This window comes from Amycolatopsis balhimycina FH 1894, assembly GCF_000384295.1.
GTDB lineage: Bacteria > Actinomycetota > Actinomycetes > Mycobacteriales > Pseudonocardiaceae > Amycolatopsis > Amycolatopsis balhimycina.
In genome coordinates this window covers 10137131-10152477 of sequence record NZ_KB913037.1, presented here as the reverse complement: position 1 = coordinate 10152477, position 15347 = coordinate 10137131, and the positions used below count along the sequence as shown (strand labels likewise).

Sequence of the window (15347 nt, the reverse complement as noted above, 5' to 3'; positions counted from 1 at the left end):
TGCGTATGCACGTGCAGAACGTCCCGCGATAGTCGCGCAACGAGTGACACCTGCGCAAGGTTGCGTCGCCGAAAGGGCTTCCCCGGTTTTCTCCGGTCACGAGTACCGGGTGCGTGGACTTGTCACTTCCCTGCGCGTTGCCCGGTGGCTTCTCCCCGGAACCCGCGATCGTCGTTGCCTCGACCTATACCGGCGAGTAAAGACAACAGCGGTGGCCGGCCGGACCGGCGACCGCGTCCGATTTCCCATTTCCGATGTCCGATGTGGACGGTGCGGAGACCTGGAGCCGCTCGCGCGCACCGTCCGCCATCAGGAGGGTTTCCCATGCGCAGAGCCCTGCTCGTCCTGCTGATCGTGCTCCTGCCGACGTTCGCGATCCCCGTGGCGGCCGCGGCCGCCGACAGCCCGGCGGTCACCGCGATTCCCGCCGGCGCCGGGAGAGGCTGGCCGGTCAGCGGCGCCCAAGGCGTCCTCGACCTCGCCTCCCGCGGCTACGTGGAAGAGGAATACCTGCTCTCCGGCCACGCCGACACGTTCGCCCAGGTGGGCCTGTGGACCGACGACGGCCGCTGGGCCACGCGCGTCGACACCACCGGCAATCCCTACACCACCCGGTTGGTCGTCGTGCGGCCGCGCGACGCCGCGAAGTTCACCGGTACGGTCGTGGTCGAATGGCTCAACGTCAGCTTCGGCGTCGACATCCCGGTCGACTTCTCGCAGTCCTACGAGCACTTCGTCCGCGAGGGTTACGCCTACGTCGGCGTGACGACCCAGAAAGCCGGTGCGGACAAGCTCAAAAGCCTCGACCCCGCGCGGTACGACGCCGTGAACATCGGCGGTGACGCGCTTTCCTACGACATCTTCTCCCAGGCCGCGCAGGCGGTCCGGGCGAACCCGCTGCTGCTGGGCGGCCGGCGGCCGGCGGTCGTGCTGGGCACCGGGCACTCGCAGTCGGCCCTGCGGCTGACCACCTACGCCAACGCCGTCCAGCCGGTGCGCCGCAGCTACGACGGCTTCATGATCCACGGCCGGGCCGCGCTCGCCGCCCCGATCGGCGACGGCGTGATCGGGGCGCTCTCCGCGCGGATCCGCACCGATCTCGGCGTCCCGGTGTTCGTCCTGCAGTCGGAGACCGACGTCATCGCGTCGGCCTCGGTCCGGCAGGACACCCCGCTCGTGCGCACCTGGGAGGTCGCCGGCACCGCCCACGCCGACCAGTACGGCCTGAACCTGTACAACGCGGCCAACGCCCGCGACAAGTCGATCAACAACGGTGCCCCGACCACGTGCGACAAACCGGTCAACAGCATGACGTTCCGGTACGCGGAAAACACGGCGTTCCGCTACCTGGACCGCTGGGCGCGCGGCGGTGCGGCCCCGCCGGCCGCCACGCCGATCTCGATGCTGCTCAACCTCATCATCCTGCGCGACGGCGACCAGAACGCCCTCGGCGGCGTCCGCCTGCCCGACCTCGACGTCCCGCTCGCGTCGTATTCGCCCAACAACAGCGGCGGCAACGTGCCGGGCGCCTGCCTGCTGCTGGGCACGACCACGCCGCTGACGCCCGAGCGGATCCGGCAGCTGTACCCCGACCACGCCACCTACGTCGCGAAGTTCACCGCGGCGGCCGACCGGGCGGTGCGGGCGGGCCACCTGCTGCCGCCGGACCGCGACGAGGCCGTGGCCCGCGCGCAGGCGGCGCCGGTGCCGTCTCCTTGAGACGGACACGCGAGCCCGCCCCTCCCCTCTCCGGAGGGGGCGGGCTCGCCGCCGGGATTCAGTTGTTCGGGTCCGGGTCGAGCGCGATGGCCACATCGGTGATGTTCAACGGGAACTGCCCCAACGGCATCACCGCCGCCGCGCCGGTCAGCAGGTTCACGCTGAACAGCGTCGCCGAACCGCCGGACGGCACCACTGCCGCGAACGCCGTGTTCGAGACCGTCTTGCGGCCGGCCAGGTCGCTGTAGATGTCGAGGCCCGCGTTCAGGCCCGCGTCCACCCCGAGCGCTCCGGTCGGAGCGAGGGTGCCGTTGTTGGCCGGCGACTGGATGACCACCTGATCCGTCAACGTGTTGAGGTCGAAAAGCGTCGTCCCCGTGCCGGGGTCCAGGTCGTTGTTCGTGTACGCCGCCGCCGTGACGCCGCCGGTCGTGCCCGACACCGGCGGGGTGGTCAGGTACGGGTCCGCGATCGTGGAGTTGTTGGCCAGGTTGTGCCGCAGGTTCTGGCCGTTGTCGCTGATCACGCGCAGCCGGTCGGCGGCCGGGTTGAAGTCGACGCCGAAGGTGGTGCCGTCCAACGGGACGGAAAGCTGCGAGACCTTCTTGGCGACCACGGGAGTGGGCACCGGAGGGTTGGGCGGCGGGGTCGAAATGGTGTAGATGCCGCCGGCGTTGCCGACCCCGTACAGCAGGCCGTCCTGGACGCGGAAGTCGATCCCGATCAGCGACTTGTCGCCGACGAGCCCCATGACGGTCTGGACCCAGTTGAGCACCTGGGGCTGGTCGGTGGTGAACGTGGCCATCAGCGTGCCGTCGCCGGTGATGCCGAACGCGCGCAGGCCCGTGGCCTGGGCCACACTGTCGCCCGCCGCGCCGATCGTGACGGCGGTCGTGGCGGCCAGGACCGCGGCCGCGGCGGCGATGCCTCTCTTGAGCCTGGTCTTCATCGTCGTTCCCCTCCTCGAACTTCGTGGGCGAGAGGAAGCTATCCGGGCGAACTGGACAGCGATTGGACGTCGGCTGGACGCGGCGCATCGGCGTCTTGCGGGCCCCGCGCGCAGGCAGCAGATTGGGGACACACCAGGAAAAGAGGGGGTTGACCATGACCATCGTACGCAGGCTGGGAGTGCTCACGGCTGCCGCGGCGGGACTCCTCGCCGCCATCCCGCTCGCCACCGCCGCCGCCGCGGATGCCGCCGAGAAGACGTGCTGGACCACTGAGCGGGTGGTGCTGAAAAACGAAGGCGTGTGGACCTACAGCTACTGGGTGACGTGGTGCGCGGAGGGCAAGGACATCGTCTCCATCGAGCGTACGCAGACGAACAGGGTGCTCAACCGGGCCTGCAACTGGGTGGGTATCCGCGAGGCATCGGAGAAGCCGACCGAGGACGGCACCGGCCGAGAGGTCTTCACCCTGGGCGAGTTCCTCTGTCGCGGCGACGTCGGCGCCAAGGGCGTCAACCCGTGGGTGATCCTCAACCTCTACCCGGACGGCACCTCCAAGGTGATCGCCGAGGGCATCCATCCGTGATCAAGGAAGCCGGTCCAGGACGGCGAGCGTCTCTCCGAGGGCTTGACCCGTCTCGCGGTGCACGGCGAGCGCCCGGCGGGCGTGGTCCCCGGCGGCGCCACGGTCGCCGTGGACTAGCAGGATGCGGGCCAGCGCCGTCAGGGCCTGGCCCTGCAACGCCCGGTAGCCCGCCTGCTCGGCCAGTGCGAGGGCGTGCCGGGCAGGGCCGGGGTCGGCGGTGGCGGCCGCCAGGCCGATCAGCGCGTCGGCCTCCGGGTAGCGGTCGCCGGTCTCGCGGATCAGGTCGAGGGCCTCGCGGTACCGGCGGGCCGCGTCCGCCCGGTCGCCGAGGCGGTGGAGCACGGCCCCGAGGGCGGCGAGCGCTTCGGCTTCGGTCCGCGGCTCCCCCGCCTCGCGGGCCAGTGCCAGGCCGGCCCGGGCGCAGTCGAGGGCTTCGGCCCGGTGGCCGAGGTCGGCGTGGGCCAGGGCGAGCCGGCTGCAGGTTTCGGCTTCGCCGCCGCGGTTGCCCGCCTCGCGCTGCAGGTGGAGCGACCGGCTCAGCAGCTCCGCCGCCTCGGCCGCGCACCCTCGAGCCAGCTGCGCCTGCCCGAGGTTGGCGAGGTTGATCGCCTCGCCGTACCGGGACCCGATCCGGCGGTACCGATGCAGCGCCTGGGCGTAGTGCTCGGCGGCTTCGGCGAGCCGGCCCATCTCCCAGTGGACGAGACCGAGGTTGCCGGACGCGACGGCCTCCCCCGCCGGCTGGCCGATCCGCCTGCTGAGGGCGAGCCCGCGCCGGAACCGCGCCGCGGCGACGGCGAGCCGCCCGGCCTGCCAGTGGACGCACCCGAGGTTGCCGAGCACGGCGGCCTCCGCTTCGGCCCAGCCCGCCCGCCGCGCGAGCAGCAGCGCGGCGGTGTAGTGCCGGACGGCTTGGCGGTACCGGCCCTGGCGGAAGTTCAGGTCGGCGAGGCTGAGCCGCGCGGCCGCCAGCGCCCGCGGCTCGCCGTCCGCTTCGGCGGCCACCAGCCCGGCTTCGGCGGCTGCCGCCCATTCGACACGGCGCAGGCACATCCAGAAGTAGCCCCGCAGCGCGTCGGCGAGCCGCCAAGCCGCGGGCCGCCGACCGGTTTGCGCCGCCTGCCGGATGGCCGCGACGAGGTTGCCGCGTTCGGTGTCCAGCCAGTTCGACGCGTCGCCGAGCTCGGTGAAGCCGGCGGGGATACCGGCCTCGGGCCCCGGCAGCCGCAGCATGTGCGGGTAGAGCAGCCGGGCGGCGGCGTCCACCCCGCCCAGGTACCAGTCGTACAGGCGCCGCAGCACGCGGTCGCGGTCCGCCGCGGGCTCGAGGCGTTCGGCCTGCTCGGCGGCGTAGCGGCGGAGCAGGTCGTGAAAGCGGTAGCGGCCGGGCGCATGGTGTTCGACGAGGTGCGCGCCGGCGAGCCGGTCCAGCAGCGCGGCCGTCCGCGCCGGCGCGGTGCCGGCCAGCGCCGCGACGGCATCGGCGCCAAAGTCGGCGCCGGGAACCAGGCTGAGCAGCCGGAACAGCCGCTGCGCGTCGGTGGGCAACGCGGCGTGTGAGAGGCCGAAGGCGGTCCGCACCGCGGTCTGCTCGTCGCCCTGCACCGCGAGGGCGGCCAGGAGGTTGCCCTCCCGCAGTTCCGCGACGTAGTCCTCGATCCCGGAACCGGGCCGGTCGGAGAGGTTGGCCGCGGCGATCCTCAGCGCGAGCGGCAGGTGGACGCACAGCTTGGCGAACTCGGCGGCGGCGTCCGGCTCGGCGCGGACCCGGTCGTGCCCGAGGATGCCCGCCAGCAGCTCGACGGCGTCGTCGGGGCTGAGCACGTCGAGCGTGACACCGCGAGCGCCGTGCACGGCGACCAGGCCCGTCATACGGTCGCGGCCGGTCACCACCACCAGGCACCCCGCCCCGGCCGGCAGCAGCGGCCGGACCTGCTCGGGGCCGGCGGCGTTGTCCAGCAGCACCAGGGTCTTCCGGTCGGTCGTCAGGGTCCGGTAGAGCGCCGCCGCGGTTTCCGCGTCGGCGGGCACGCGTTCGGGCGGGATGCCCAGCGCGGGCAGGAACTGGGCGAGGATTTCGATCGGCTGCGCCGGGCCGCCCGCGGCGTGGCCGCGCAGGTTCGCGTAGAGCTGCCCGCCGGGGAACCGGTCCCGGACGCGGTGGGCCCAGTGCAGGGCCAGCGCCGTCTTGCCGACGCCCGCCGTGCCGGAGATCGCGGCGATCGCTCCGCCGGGCAGCAGGCTGTCCAAAAGGGACAGTTCGGCCGTCCGGCCGGTGAACCCGCGGGGTTCGGCGGGCAGTTGCTTCGGGACCCGGTCGGTGGAGCGGGGTTCGGCGGCGACCGGGACACCGTCGTCCGCCAGCAAGGCCGCGTGGGCCGCCAGGAGCTCCGGGCCCGGGTCGATCCCGAGCTCCTCGACGAGTCTGGCACGCGTCTGCCGGTAGTGCCGGAACGCTTCGCCCCGCTGGCCGAGCGCGTGGTGAGCGCGGATCAGGAGGGCCTGCGCGGCTTCGTCGAGTGGTTGCCCGGCGGCGGCTTCGGCGATGCCGGGCAGGACCTCGGCGGCGGAGCCGACGGCGATCATGGCGCCGGCGTATCGGGAAAACGCTTCCCGGTGCGCCGCGACCAGGGAAACGACCTTCGGGTGCGCGGCGAGCAGCGGAAGGTCGGCCAGCGGCCGGCCATGCCACAGCCGCAGCGCATCGCCGAGCGAAGCCGCGACGCGGGCGGTGTCGCCGTCGCGGTGGGCGTCGCTCGCTTCCGCGAGGAGCTCCCGAAACCGCCACAGATCGACGTCGACGGCGTCCCGCCGCACGGCGTAGCCACCACCGACATGGGGCAGTACGCCGCTGCCGGCCCGCGGCGCCCGGCCGGGTTCCAGCAGCCGGCGCAGGTGCTTGACGTGGGTCTGCACGACGTTCACCGCGCTCGGCGGCGGCCGGTCACCCCAGAGCGTGTCGACCAGTTCGCGCCGCGCCACCGCGTCGCCACCGGCGAGCGCGAGCACCCCGAGCACGGCCCGGCGGGCGGGCGGTCCCAGCTCGACCTCCGTGCCGTCGCACCAAGCCCGCACCGAACCGAGCACCTGGACGCGCACCGACCTCGTCGCCACCCCTGGTCCCCACTATCGGCTGCTGGCCAGGAAACGTAGTCGGCCCGGCCGGTGGGGCACAAGAAAGAGGCCCCGCTCAGGCTAGCGGTGCCCGGCGTCCGGACCAGGGGCCGATTCCGGCAGTGCAACCTGTTCCACCCACCCCATGAGCTGACAAACCCTTCCCCGCCCGCGTATGGTGTCGAAAACAGTAACGTGTTCTAGTTCGAGGTCGTGAAGGGACCGGGATGGACGAGCAGGCGATGCGGTATCCGAACCACCTCGGCCACCTGGTCGTCTCAGCCCTGAAGCGCCACCGGGACAAGCCGGTCATGGTGCTGGGCGACACCACGATGACCGGGGGCCGGACCGCCGAGCAGGTCAGCCAGTACGCCCAGGCCTTCGAGGCGCTCGGGGCCGGTACGGGCGCGCCGGTGGCGCTGCTGTCGCTGAACCGCCCCGAGGTGCTGCTCATCATCGCCGCCGGCCAGATGCAGGGGTCGCGGCGGACGGCGCTGCACCCGCTGGGCTCCCTCGACGACCACGCCTACATCCTCGGCGACGCCGGGATCACCACGCTGATCATCGACCCGGTGCCCGCCTTCGTCGACCGCGCGCTCGGCCTGCTCGAAAAGGTCCCCGGCCTCACTCAGGTGCTCACCATCGGGCCGGTGCCCGATCGGCTGAGCCACGTCGGCAAGGACCTGACCGCGGCCGCCGCGGGCTTCGAGCCCAAGCCGCTGGAGCCCGCCACCCTGCCGCCGGACCAGGTCGTCTCGATCACCTACACCGGCGGGACGACCGGCAAGCCCAAGGGCGTCATGGGCACCGCGCAGGCGATGACCACGATGACGCAGATCCAGCTCTCCGAATGGGAGTGGCCGGAGACGCCGAAGTTCCTCATCTGCACCCCGCTGTCCCACGCCGGCGCGGCGTTCTTCGCCCCGACGCTGATCAAGGGCGGCTCGCTGGTCGTGGTCCCGAGGTTCGACCCCGCCGACACCCTGCGGATCATCGAAGAGCAGCGGATCACCGCCACCATGCTGGTGCCGACCATGCTCTACGCGCTGATGGACCACCCGGACTCGCGCACCCGCGACCTCTCGTCGCTGCAGACGGTGTACTACGGGGCCGCGTCGATCAACCCGGTGCGCCTGCGCGAGGCCATCGACCGGTTCGGGCCGATCTTCGCCCAGTACTACGGCCAGTCCGAAGCGCCGATGGCGATCAGCTACCTCGCCAAGGGCGACCACGACGACGCGCGGCTGGCGTCCTGCGGGCGGCCGTCGGCGTTCCTGCGCACGGCCCTGCTCGGCCCGGACGGCGCCCCGGTGGCGCCGGGCGAGCCGGGCGAGATCTGTATCGCGGGGCCGCTGCTCGCGGGCGGCTACTGGAACCTGCCGGACGTGACCGCGGAGACGTTCCGCGACGGCTGGCTGCACACCGGCGACGTCGCCCGCGAGGACGAGGACGGCTTCTGGTTCATCGTCGACCGGGTCAAGGACATGATCGTCACCGGCGGGTTCAACGTGTTCCCCCGCGAGGTGGAGGACGTCGTGGCCGAGCACCCGGCGGTCGCGCAGGTCGGCGTGATCGGCACGCCCGACGACAAGTGGGGCGAAGCGGTGACGGCGGTCGTGGTCCTGCGCGAGGACGCGGACGACGACCTCGAACGCCTCACCGGCGAGATCCAGGCCGCGGTGCGGGAGCGCAAGGGGCCGGTGCACGTGCCGAAGCAGGTGATCGTGGCCGAGTCGCTGCCGATGACCGGGCTGGGCAAGCCGGACAAGAAAGCGCTGCGCGCCCAGTACGAGCGGCGGAGCGCGACCGTGTAGGGCGTTATACGGCCGTGCGCAGCAGGCAGAACTCGTTGCCTTCCGGGTCCTGCAGCACGACCCACGGCTCGGTGCCGTCCTGGCCGACGTCCGCCGGGCGGGCACCGAGGGCCGTGAGCCGGGCCAGCTCGGTCTCCTGGTCGCCGCCCGCCGGGCTGACGTCGAGGTGCAGGGGCAGTTTGCCGCGGCGCGGGGCGTCGGTCCCGGCCAGGATCAGCGTCGGCGGGCCCTGGCCGAAGGGGACGCCGGGCAGGCCCAGCTCGAGGCCGTCGGGTTCGTGGCCGATCACCTCGTAGCCGAGCACCGGGCACCAGAACCGCGCGAGCTTGTCCGGGTCCCGGCACTCCAGCACGAGCTCGGTGATCCGGCAGGCCATCCGCTCAGCTCCGTTCGGTTTCCCGCACTTCGGCGGCTTCGTCGTCGTCCATCGCCTTCGTGTCCCGAGGTGGCAGGAAGGGCTCGTCCTGGTCGTCCGCGGCCTCCCCCGCCTCGATGGTCCGGCCGCGGACGAGCTCGGCGTCCAGTTCGGCGCCGAGCAGCACGGCCAGGTTCGAGATCCACAACCATACAAAGAAGGCGATCACGCCGCCGAGCGAACCGTAGGTCTTGTTGTACGAGCCGAAGTTCGCCACGTACAGCGCGAAGCCCGCGGAAGCCAGCACCCACAGCACCACGGCCAGCAGCCCGCCGGGCGTCAGCCACTTGAAGCTGGGCTGCCGGACGTTCGGCCCCACCCAGTACAGCAGCGCGAACGCCAGGCTGACGAGCAGGGCGATCACCGGCCACTTCGCGATCTCCCACACCAGGATCCCGGTCGACCCGAGCCCGACCAGGTCGCCGAGCCGGCGGGCGACCGAGCCGGTCGCCACCACGCCGAGGGCGCACAGGGCCAGCAGCACCACGATGCCGACGGTCAGCGCCACCCGCAGCGGGAGCACCTTCCAGATCGGGCGGCCCTCCGGCATCCCGTAGATCGCGTTCGAGGCCCGCATGAACGCGCCGACGTAGCCGGACGCCGACCAGAGCGCGCCGAGCAGGCCGAGGATCGCCAGCGGCCCGGCCAGGCCGCGCGAGCCGGCGAGCTCCCTGATCGCGCCGACGAGGATGTCCTTGCCCTGGCCGGGGACGACCTGGTTGATGTTGTCGATCACCGTCTGGATCTTGTCCGGGCCGAGCAGGCCGAGAAGGGAGGTGAGCACGATGATGCCCGGGAAGATCGACAGCACGCCGTAGTAGGTGAGCGCCGCGGCCCAGTCGGTCAGGTTGTCCCGGTTGAACTGCTTGAAGGTCCGTTTGAGCACCGCGCCCCACGACCGCTTCGAGAGCTTGCCCGGGCTTTCGGGTTCTTTCCGTCGTCTGGCCACCGTCGCCACCTCCTGGTCCGTCGCGGCGGGCATACCCCGTCGGGGACTGGGTATGCCTGGATCGCCGTCGAGAAGCAGGAGGAAGCCGTGCCCGAGGTCAGCCGCGTGATCGACGTACCGCCCGACGCCGTGTTCGCCGTGCTCGCCGACGGCTGGCTCTACGGCGGCTGGGTGGTCGGCAGCTCGCACATCCGCGAAGTCGACGAGGACTGGCCCGCGGTGGGCTCGCGGATCCACCACAGCGTGGGCCCGTGGCCGCTGCAGATCCAGGACGTGACGGTGGTCAGGGCGGTGGAGCCGGGGCTGTCGCTGTCCCTGGAGGCCCACGGCTGGCCCCTCGGCGCCGCGGCGGTCGGCCTGACGCTGGTCCCCCACGGCGAAGGGCAGACGCTGGTCAGGATGACCGAGCACGTCACCCGCGGCCCCGGCAAGGTGCTGCCGGAGGCAGTTCAGGCGCTGATCGCGAAGCCGCGCAACAGCGAGTCCCTGGCCCGCCTCGCCGACCTGGCCACGGGCAAGCACGCCCGAGCACGCAACGGCCACCCCCACCCCTGACCCACCCCCGCCGAAGTTCGTGATGGCCACCTTGAGGAACTACAAGTTCCTCAAGGTGGCCATCACGAACCTGCGCAGGACCGGACCCATCGCAAGTCCGTGAATGGCACATCGAGGGACTCTACGTCCCTCGATGTGCCATTCACGGACTTGGGCTCGGCCGGGGTGAAGCGGCGGTGGGGTCAGCTGTAGAGGGCTCGGTGGGCCGCGCGGATCAGTGCCGCGTAGCCGGTGCCGAGGCGGCCGGAGCGGGCCAGGGCCGCGCGGGCCGCGTTGGCTCCCGGGCCGCCGTGGACCGCGCCGCCCGGGTGGGCCGACGCGCCCGCCAGGAACAGCCGGTCGACCGGGGTGTCCGGGCGGCCCGTGCCCAACACCGGCCGGAAGAACAGCTGCTGGTGGATCGCCGCCGTGCCGCCGTTGACCGCGCCGCCGACCAGGCCGGGGTCGTGGTCCGCCAGCTCGACCGGGCCCTGGATGTAGCGAGCCTTGATCAGGCCGGTGAAGCCCGGCGCGTTGGCCTCGACCGTCTCCTCCATCCGCCGGGCCCGGCGTTCGAGCGCGGCCCGGTTCTCCATCGTGCCGCGCGGGACGTGCGTGTACGCCCACGCCGACTCCGTGCCCGGCGGCGACCGGTCCGGGTCGCTCGTGGTCATCTGGCCCAGCAGCAGGAACGGGCGGCGCGGGGTCCGGCCGCGGGCGAGCTCGCCGCCGAACGCCGACAGCCCGTCCAGGTCCGTGCCCAGGTGGATCGTGCCCGCCCCGCGCGCCGCTTCGGCCGTCCACGGGATCGGGCCGGACAGCGCCCAGTCCACTTTCACCGTCGCACTGTCCCACTGGAACCGGCCCAGGTCTTCGACGAACCGTGGCGGCAGCCATTCCGGCGCGAGCAGCTCGCCGTACAACAACGGCGCCGGGATGTCGGCGAGCACGGCCTTGTGCGCCCGCACCGGCGCGCCGTCGGCGTCCCGGACCCCCATCGCCCGGCCGCCGGCGACGAGCACCTCGCGCACCGGACGTCCACAGTGGACTTTTCCGCCGCGCGATTCCAGGCGGCGCAGCAAGGCCGCGGTCAGCTCCCCGGCGCCCCCGGCGGGTACGGGGAATCCCTCGTCCTGGCCGATCATCGCCATCAGCCAGCCGAACACCGCGCTGCCCGCGTTGTCCACCGACAGGTCGCTGTGCGCGGCGTTGCCCGCCACCAGCAGCTTCGCGCCCTCGCCGTCGAACAGCTCGTCGCCGAACCGGCGCGCCGGCAGCGTGAGCATGCGCGCCAGCCGCAGCGCGTCGCCCGTCCCGGTGCGGCGCAGCAGCTTCAGCGCCGGGCGGACCGGCGGGAACGACGAGAACAAAGTCTCCAGCAGCGGCTCGCGGAGTTCGTGCCACTGCTCGACCATCCGCCGCCACGCGTCGCCGTCGCCGGGGGCGAACTCGTCCACCGACGCCGCCGTGCGGTCGATGTCCCGCGAAAGCACCGCGCACCGGTCGTCGGGCAGGACGTGCGCCAGCACGTCGGGTGCGTGCCGCCAGCTCAGGCCGTACTCCTCGAGCCGCAGGCCGCGGATCGCCGGGGACACCGCGCTCATCGGGTAGAAGGCACTGAACAGGTCGTTGCGGAAGCCCGGCTCGGTGACCTCGGCGGTCCGGACCGCGCCGCCGGGGTGCGCGGTCGCCTCTAGCACCAGCACCGACCAGCCCTCGTCGGCCAGGAGGTTCGCCGCCACCAGGCCGTTGTGCCCGGCGCCGATCACCACGGCGTCGAAGGCTTCCGTACTCACTCCGGCCTCCCGGCTGGTCAAGCGGCAGGGCCGCGTCATACCGAGGTTGCCAGCCCAGCTCGGTCTCCGCCAGCGCCGGCGTTCCCGGTGGCCCCGGTGGCCCCGGTGATCACGATCCGCACACGGAAGGCTTACCCCGTGTCGCGGCTCCGAAACTCAGACCAGGTCCCGGGGGATCCGCCGGTGCCAGTTGCGCGAGACGACCCGCCGGGCCCCGTCGTAGCCGTCGAGCTGGGCGTCGACGACGAACTCGGTGTCGGTGCAGGACACCCGGGTGCGGGTTTCGCTGCGCGCCAGCCACTCGCCGCGGGAGAAGGTGACCACCCACTCGGCTTCGGCCACCGGCGAGCAGAAGTCCTCGGCGACCCAGCTGTAGCGCTCACGGACGTCGCGGGTGACCTCCAGGTCGAGGTCGTCGTAGCGGACCGTCCCGGCGTTCTTCACGATGTCCAGCGCCGACCGGTAGCCGACGAGGTCCCGGGAGACGGTCCACCGCTGCTCCCCCGGCGTCACCGCGGTCACCGGGATCGGCGGCGCGCCTTCGGGTTCGCCGAACGGCCGGGCGGGCAGCTCGTCCGGCTCGGCGACCGGGCGCACCGGCAGCTCCAGCGCGCTGTGTCCGGTGTGGACGGACAGCAGCACCGGTGTCGGCGACGGCCAGGCCAGCGGCCAGTACGACGTGGACAGCGAAAGCCGGATCCGGTGCCCGGCCGGGAAAGCCTGCGCGACGGCGTTCAGCTCGATCTCGACTTCACACCGCTGCCCCGGCTCCACCGGCGCCGGCTCGTCGTGGCCGTCCCGGTGGGTCAGGTTGAGCAGCCCGTAGGTGACGCGCGTGGCGCGCCCGTCCGGCGCGACGTCGGACAGCCGTGCCGCCACCATCGCGACCGGCTGGTCGGCCGAGACCTCCAGCCGTACCTTCGGAGAGCCGAGGATCTCGCAGCGCTCGGTGAGCACGTCGGTCTCGAAGACGAGCGAGCCGCCGTCCTCCTCGCGCTGGTCGTAGGGCAGGTCCGGCGGGGCGCTGTAGGACGCCCACTTCCCGGAGAACTGCCCGACCGACAACGGCGACGACACGGGCAGGGCTTCGTCGGAGACGTCTTCCCCCGGCCGCGCGAGGCGGTGCGGGGCCAGCGGCAGCTCCTGCGGTTCGACGTGCGGTGACGGCCAGGTCGCCTCGCCGACCCACCGGCCGGGCCGGTCTTCGTAGGACGTCGAGGGCGGCACGCTCTCCTGCATCCAGGTCCGCAGCATCGGCCCGTCCATGGCGTCGTTCTCTTCGCCGCGCAGCCAGTGGTCCCACCACTTGACGACTTCCTGGAGGTAGCCGATCGCCGGCCCGGGTTCGCCGAGGTGCGGGTACTTGTGCGACCACGGGCCGATCAGCCCCCGGCGCGGGACGTCGAGGTGGGCCAGGAGCCGGATCACGGCGTTGGAGTAGCCGTCGGCCCAGCCGCTGGACGCCAGCACAGGCACCTGGACGTCGCTGTAGTTCTCCGAGACCGACGCGTGCCGCCAGTAGTCGTCACGGCTCTGGTGGCTGAGCCAGTTGTCGATCCACAGGCTGCAGTTCTCCAGCCGGTCCAGCCACATCTCCCGCCACCGCTCGCCGACGACCGCCGGGTCGGGCGGCAGCGTGGCGTAGGCGAACATCGTGCCGGACTCGGCGACGTTGTCCGACAGCAGGCAGCCGCCCATGTAGTGCATGTCGTCGGCGAAGCGGTCGTCGGTGAACGACGAGATCACGATGGCACGCAGGCTCGGCGGTTTCCGCGCCGCGACCTGCAGCGCGGCGAACGCGCCCCAGGAGATGCCCATCATCCCGGTGTCGCCGGTGCACCACGGCTGCCCGGCGATCCACTCGAGGACTTCTTCGGCGTCGAGCTGCTCGCGTTCGAGGTACTCGTCGGCCAGGACGCCCTCGGACTCGCCGGTGCCGCGGATGTCCACGCGGACGCAGGCATACCCGTGGCCGGCGAGGTAGGGGTGGTGGATCGAGTCGCGGGGCGCGGTGAGGTCCCGCTTGCGGTAGGGGATGTATTCGAGGATCGCCGGTACCGGCTCGGTGTCCGACGAGACCGGCCGCCAGACGCGGGCGGACAGGACGGTCCCGTCGGACATCGGGATCCGGACGTGGTCTTCCTCGGTGATTTCGTACGGCAGCGAGGTGACGGCTCGCAAGAGTCAGTTCCCTCCCGGGGTTACGGCTGCAGCAGGATCTTCTGGGCGCCGTCCAGCTTCTTCTGGAACATGTCGTACGCTCGCGGTGCTTCGGCCAGCGGCAGCTTGTGGGTGGCGAATCCCTCGACGCCGAGCGGGTCGCCGTCGCCGGTGAGCACCGGCATGATGTCGTCGAGCCAGTGCCGCACGTTGGCCTGGCCCATCCGCAGCTGGATCTGCTTGTCGAACAGCACCATCATCGGCATCGGGTCGACCATGCCGCCGTAGACGCCCGACAGGGAGATCGTGCCTCCGCGGCGGACGCTGTCGATCGCGGCGTAGAGCACGCTCAGCCGGTCGATGCCGGCCTTCTCGGTGATCTTCTCGCCGAGCGGCTGCGGCAACAGCCCGACGAGGGTGTGCGCCAGCTTCCCGACCGGGGCGCCGTGGGCCTCCATGCCGACCGCGTCGATCACCGAGTCGGCGCCGCGGCCGTTCGTGAGCTGGCGGAGGCTGTCGCCGATGTCCTTGTGGTCACGGGTGTCGAGCGCGGTGGCGCCGTGCTCGCGGGCGCGGGCGAGCCGCTCCGGCACCAGGTCGACGCCGATCACCTGGCCGGCGCCGCGGTGGCGGGCGATCCGGCAGCACATCTGCCCGATGGGCCCGAGGCCGAAGACGACGACCGTGCCGTCGCGCGGGACGTCCGCGTACTCGACGGCCTGCCACGCGGTCGGGACGACGTCGGAGAGGTAGACGAACCGCTCGTCCGGCGGGCCGTCCGGGACCTTGATCGGCCCGTAGTGCGCCTGCGGCACGCGCAGGTACTCGGCCTGGCCGCCGGGGACCTGGCCGTAGAGCTTGGTGTAGCCCAGCAGCGCCGCGCCCTTGCCCTGCGCTCTGACCTGGGTCGTTTCGCACTGCGACTGCAGGCCGTGTTCGCACATCCAGCAGTGCCCGCAGGAGATGTTGAAGGGGACGACGACCCGGTCGCCGGGCTTGAGGTTCGTCACCTCCGGCCCGACCTCTTCGACCACGCCCATCGGTTCGTGGCCGAGGATGTCGCCCTCGGTCATGAACGCGCCCAGCACCTCGTAGAGGTGCAGGTCGGAGCCGCAGATCCCGGTGGAGGTCACGCGGATCACCGCGTCGGTGGCCTCCTCGACCTTCGGGTCCGGCACCTCCTCGACGCGGACGTCACGTTTGCCGTGCCAGGTCACTGCCTTCATGGCTCTCCCTTTCCGCGTGCGGGTGTCTTGCCCCGGCTTCCCACGGGTGGGGGCGGACAAACGCGGGTCGCGAGGGCGTGTTCGCGG

The 15347-nt window shown here is 72.3% G+C and carries 11 protein-coding genes; 4 read left to right on the top strand and 7 right to left on the bottom strand.

Annotated elements, in window-relative coordinates; translation table 11 throughout:
* Positions 1 to 324: 324 nt before the first annotated feature.
* Positions 325 to 1719 carry an alpha/beta hydrolase domain-containing protein gene (locus tag A3CE_RS0146780; protein WP_020647040.1) on the top strand — a complete coding sequence of 465 codons (1395 nt, stop codon included), beginning with the start codon at positions 325 to 327 and terminating at the stop codon, positions 1717 to 1719.
* 58 nt (positions 1720 to 1777) lie between these two features.
* On the opposite strand, the gene A3CE_RS0146775 is transcribed toward A3CE_RS0146780, so the two are convergent.
* Complete coding sequence (locus tag A3CE_RS0146775) at positions 1778 to 2668, bottom strand: DUF4394 domain-containing protein (protein ID WP_020647039.1); 891 nt, start codon at positions 2666 to 2668, stop codon at positions 1778 to 1780.
* Between the two features lie 155 nt (positions 2669 to 2823).
* Here A3CE_RS0146775 and A3CE_RS52940 point away from each other — a divergent pair, with 155 nt between their 5' ends.
* Positions 2824 to 3252, top strand: coding sequence for a hypothetical protein (locus A3CE_RS52940; RefSeq protein ID WP_020647038.1), 429 nt, complete (start codon positions 2824 to 2826; stop codon positions 3250 to 3252).
* On the opposite strand, the gene A3CE_RS0146765 is transcribed toward A3CE_RS52940, so the two are convergent.
* Entirely contained in the window at positions 3253 to 6366 is a 3114-nt protein-coding gene (locus A3CE_RS0146765) for an AfsR/SARP family transcriptional regulator (RefSeq protein ID WP_245589731.1), read from the bottom strand.
* A gap of 227 nt (positions 6367 to 6593) precedes the next feature.
* Here A3CE_RS0146765 and fadD8 point away from each other — a divergent pair, with 227 nt between their 5' ends.
* Positions 6594 to 8180 (top strand): fatty-acid--CoA ligase FadD8, encoded by a 1587-nt coding sequence (fadD8, locus tag A3CE_RS0146760; protein WP_020647036.1) that lies wholly within the window; start codon positions 6594 to 6596, stop codon positions 8178 to 8180.
* Positions 8181 to 8184: 4 nt separating this feature from the next.
* On the opposite strand, the gene A3CE_RS0146755 is transcribed toward fadD8, so the two are convergent.
* Together A3CE_RS0146755 and A3CE_RS0146750 are read right to left on the bottom strand one after the other, a co-directional pair.
* A complete protein-coding gene (locus tag A3CE_RS0146755; RefSeq protein WP_020647035.1) occupies positions 8185 to 8556 on the bottom strand; it encodes a VOC family protein in 372 nt (123 codons plus the stop codon).
* A 4-nt stretch (positions 8557 to 8560) separates the two neighbouring features.
* Positions 8561 to 9577: a YihY/virulence factor BrkB family protein gene (locus A3CE_RS0146750; RefSeq protein ID WP_020647034.1), complete on the bottom strand. Its 1017-nt coding sequence runs from the start codon at positions 9575 to 9577 to the stop codon at positions 8561 to 8563.
* Between the two features lie 54 nt (positions 9578 to 9631).
* On the opposite strand from A3CE_RS0146750, the gene A3CE_RS0146745 reads away from it, so the two are divergent.
* Positions 9632 to 10099 carry an SRPBCC family protein gene (locus A3CE_RS0146745; RefSeq protein WP_020647033.1) on the top strand — a complete coding sequence of 156 codons (468 nt, stop codon included), beginning with the start codon at positions 9632 to 9634 and terminating at the stop codon, positions 10097 to 10099.
* A 182-nt stretch (positions 10100 to 10281) separates the two neighbouring features.
* Here the strand turns inward: A3CE_RS0146745 and A3CE_RS0146740 are convergent, their stop codons facing one another.
* The 3 genes from A3CE_RS0146740 to A3CE_RS0146730 all read right to left on the bottom strand — a co-directional run bounded on the left by A3CE_RS0146740 (position 10282) and on the right by A3CE_RS0146730 (position 15260).
* Positions 10282 to 11874: a phytoene desaturase family protein gene (locus A3CE_RS0146740; RefSeq protein ID WP_020647032.1), complete on the bottom strand. Its 1593-nt coding sequence runs from the start codon at positions 11872 to 11874 to the stop codon at positions 10282 to 10284.
* Positions 11875 to 12030: 156 nt separating this feature from the next.
* On the bottom strand, positions 12031 to 14055 hold the full coding sequence (locus A3CE_RS0146735; RefSeq protein WP_020647031.1) for a CocE/NonD family hydrolase: 2025 nt from the start codon (positions 14053 to 14055) through the stop codon (positions 12031 to 12033).
* A 20-nt stretch (positions 14056 to 14075) separates the two neighbouring features.
* Complete coding sequence (locus tag A3CE_RS0146730) at positions 14076 to 15260, bottom strand: zinc-dependent alcohol dehydrogenase (RefSeq protein ID WP_020647030.1); 1185 nt, start codon at positions 15258 to 15260, stop codon at positions 14076 to 14078.
* Between the last annotated feature and the right edge of the window lie 87 nt (positions 15261 to 15347).

What these genes read in the sequence shown, in the direction of transcription:
- A3CE_RS0146780 (WP_020647040.1), top strand. Translation starts at nt 325, where the DNA reads ATGCGCAGAGCCCTGCTCGTCCTGCTGATCGTGCTCCTGCCGACGTTC.
- A3CE_RS0146775 (WP_020647039.1), bottom strand. Translation starts at nt 2,668, where the DNA reads ATGAAGACCAGGCTCAAGAGAGGCATCGCCGCCGCGGCCGCGGTCCTG.
- A3CE_RS52940 (WP_020647038.1), top strand. Translation starts at nt 2,824, where the DNA reads ATGACCATCGTACGCAGGCTGGGAGTGCTCACGGCTGCCGCGGCGGGA.
- fadD8 (WP_020647036.1), top strand. Translation starts at nt 6,594, where the DNA reads ATGGACGAGCAGGCGATGCGGTATCCGAACCACCTCGGCCACCTGGTC.
- A3CE_RS0146755 (WP_020647035.1), bottom strand. Translation starts at nt 8,556, where the DNA reads ATGGCCTGCCGGATCACCGAGCTCGTGCTGGAGTGCCGGGACCCGGAC.
- A3CE_RS0146750 (WP_020647034.1), bottom strand. Translation starts at nt 9,577, where the DNA reads ATGCCCGCCGCGACGGACCAGGAGGTGGCGACGGTGGCCAGACGACGG.
- A3CE_RS0146730 (WP_020647030.1), bottom strand. Translation starts at nt 15,260, where the DNA reads ATGAAGGCAGTGACCTGGCACGGCAAACGTGACGTCCGCGTCGAGGAG.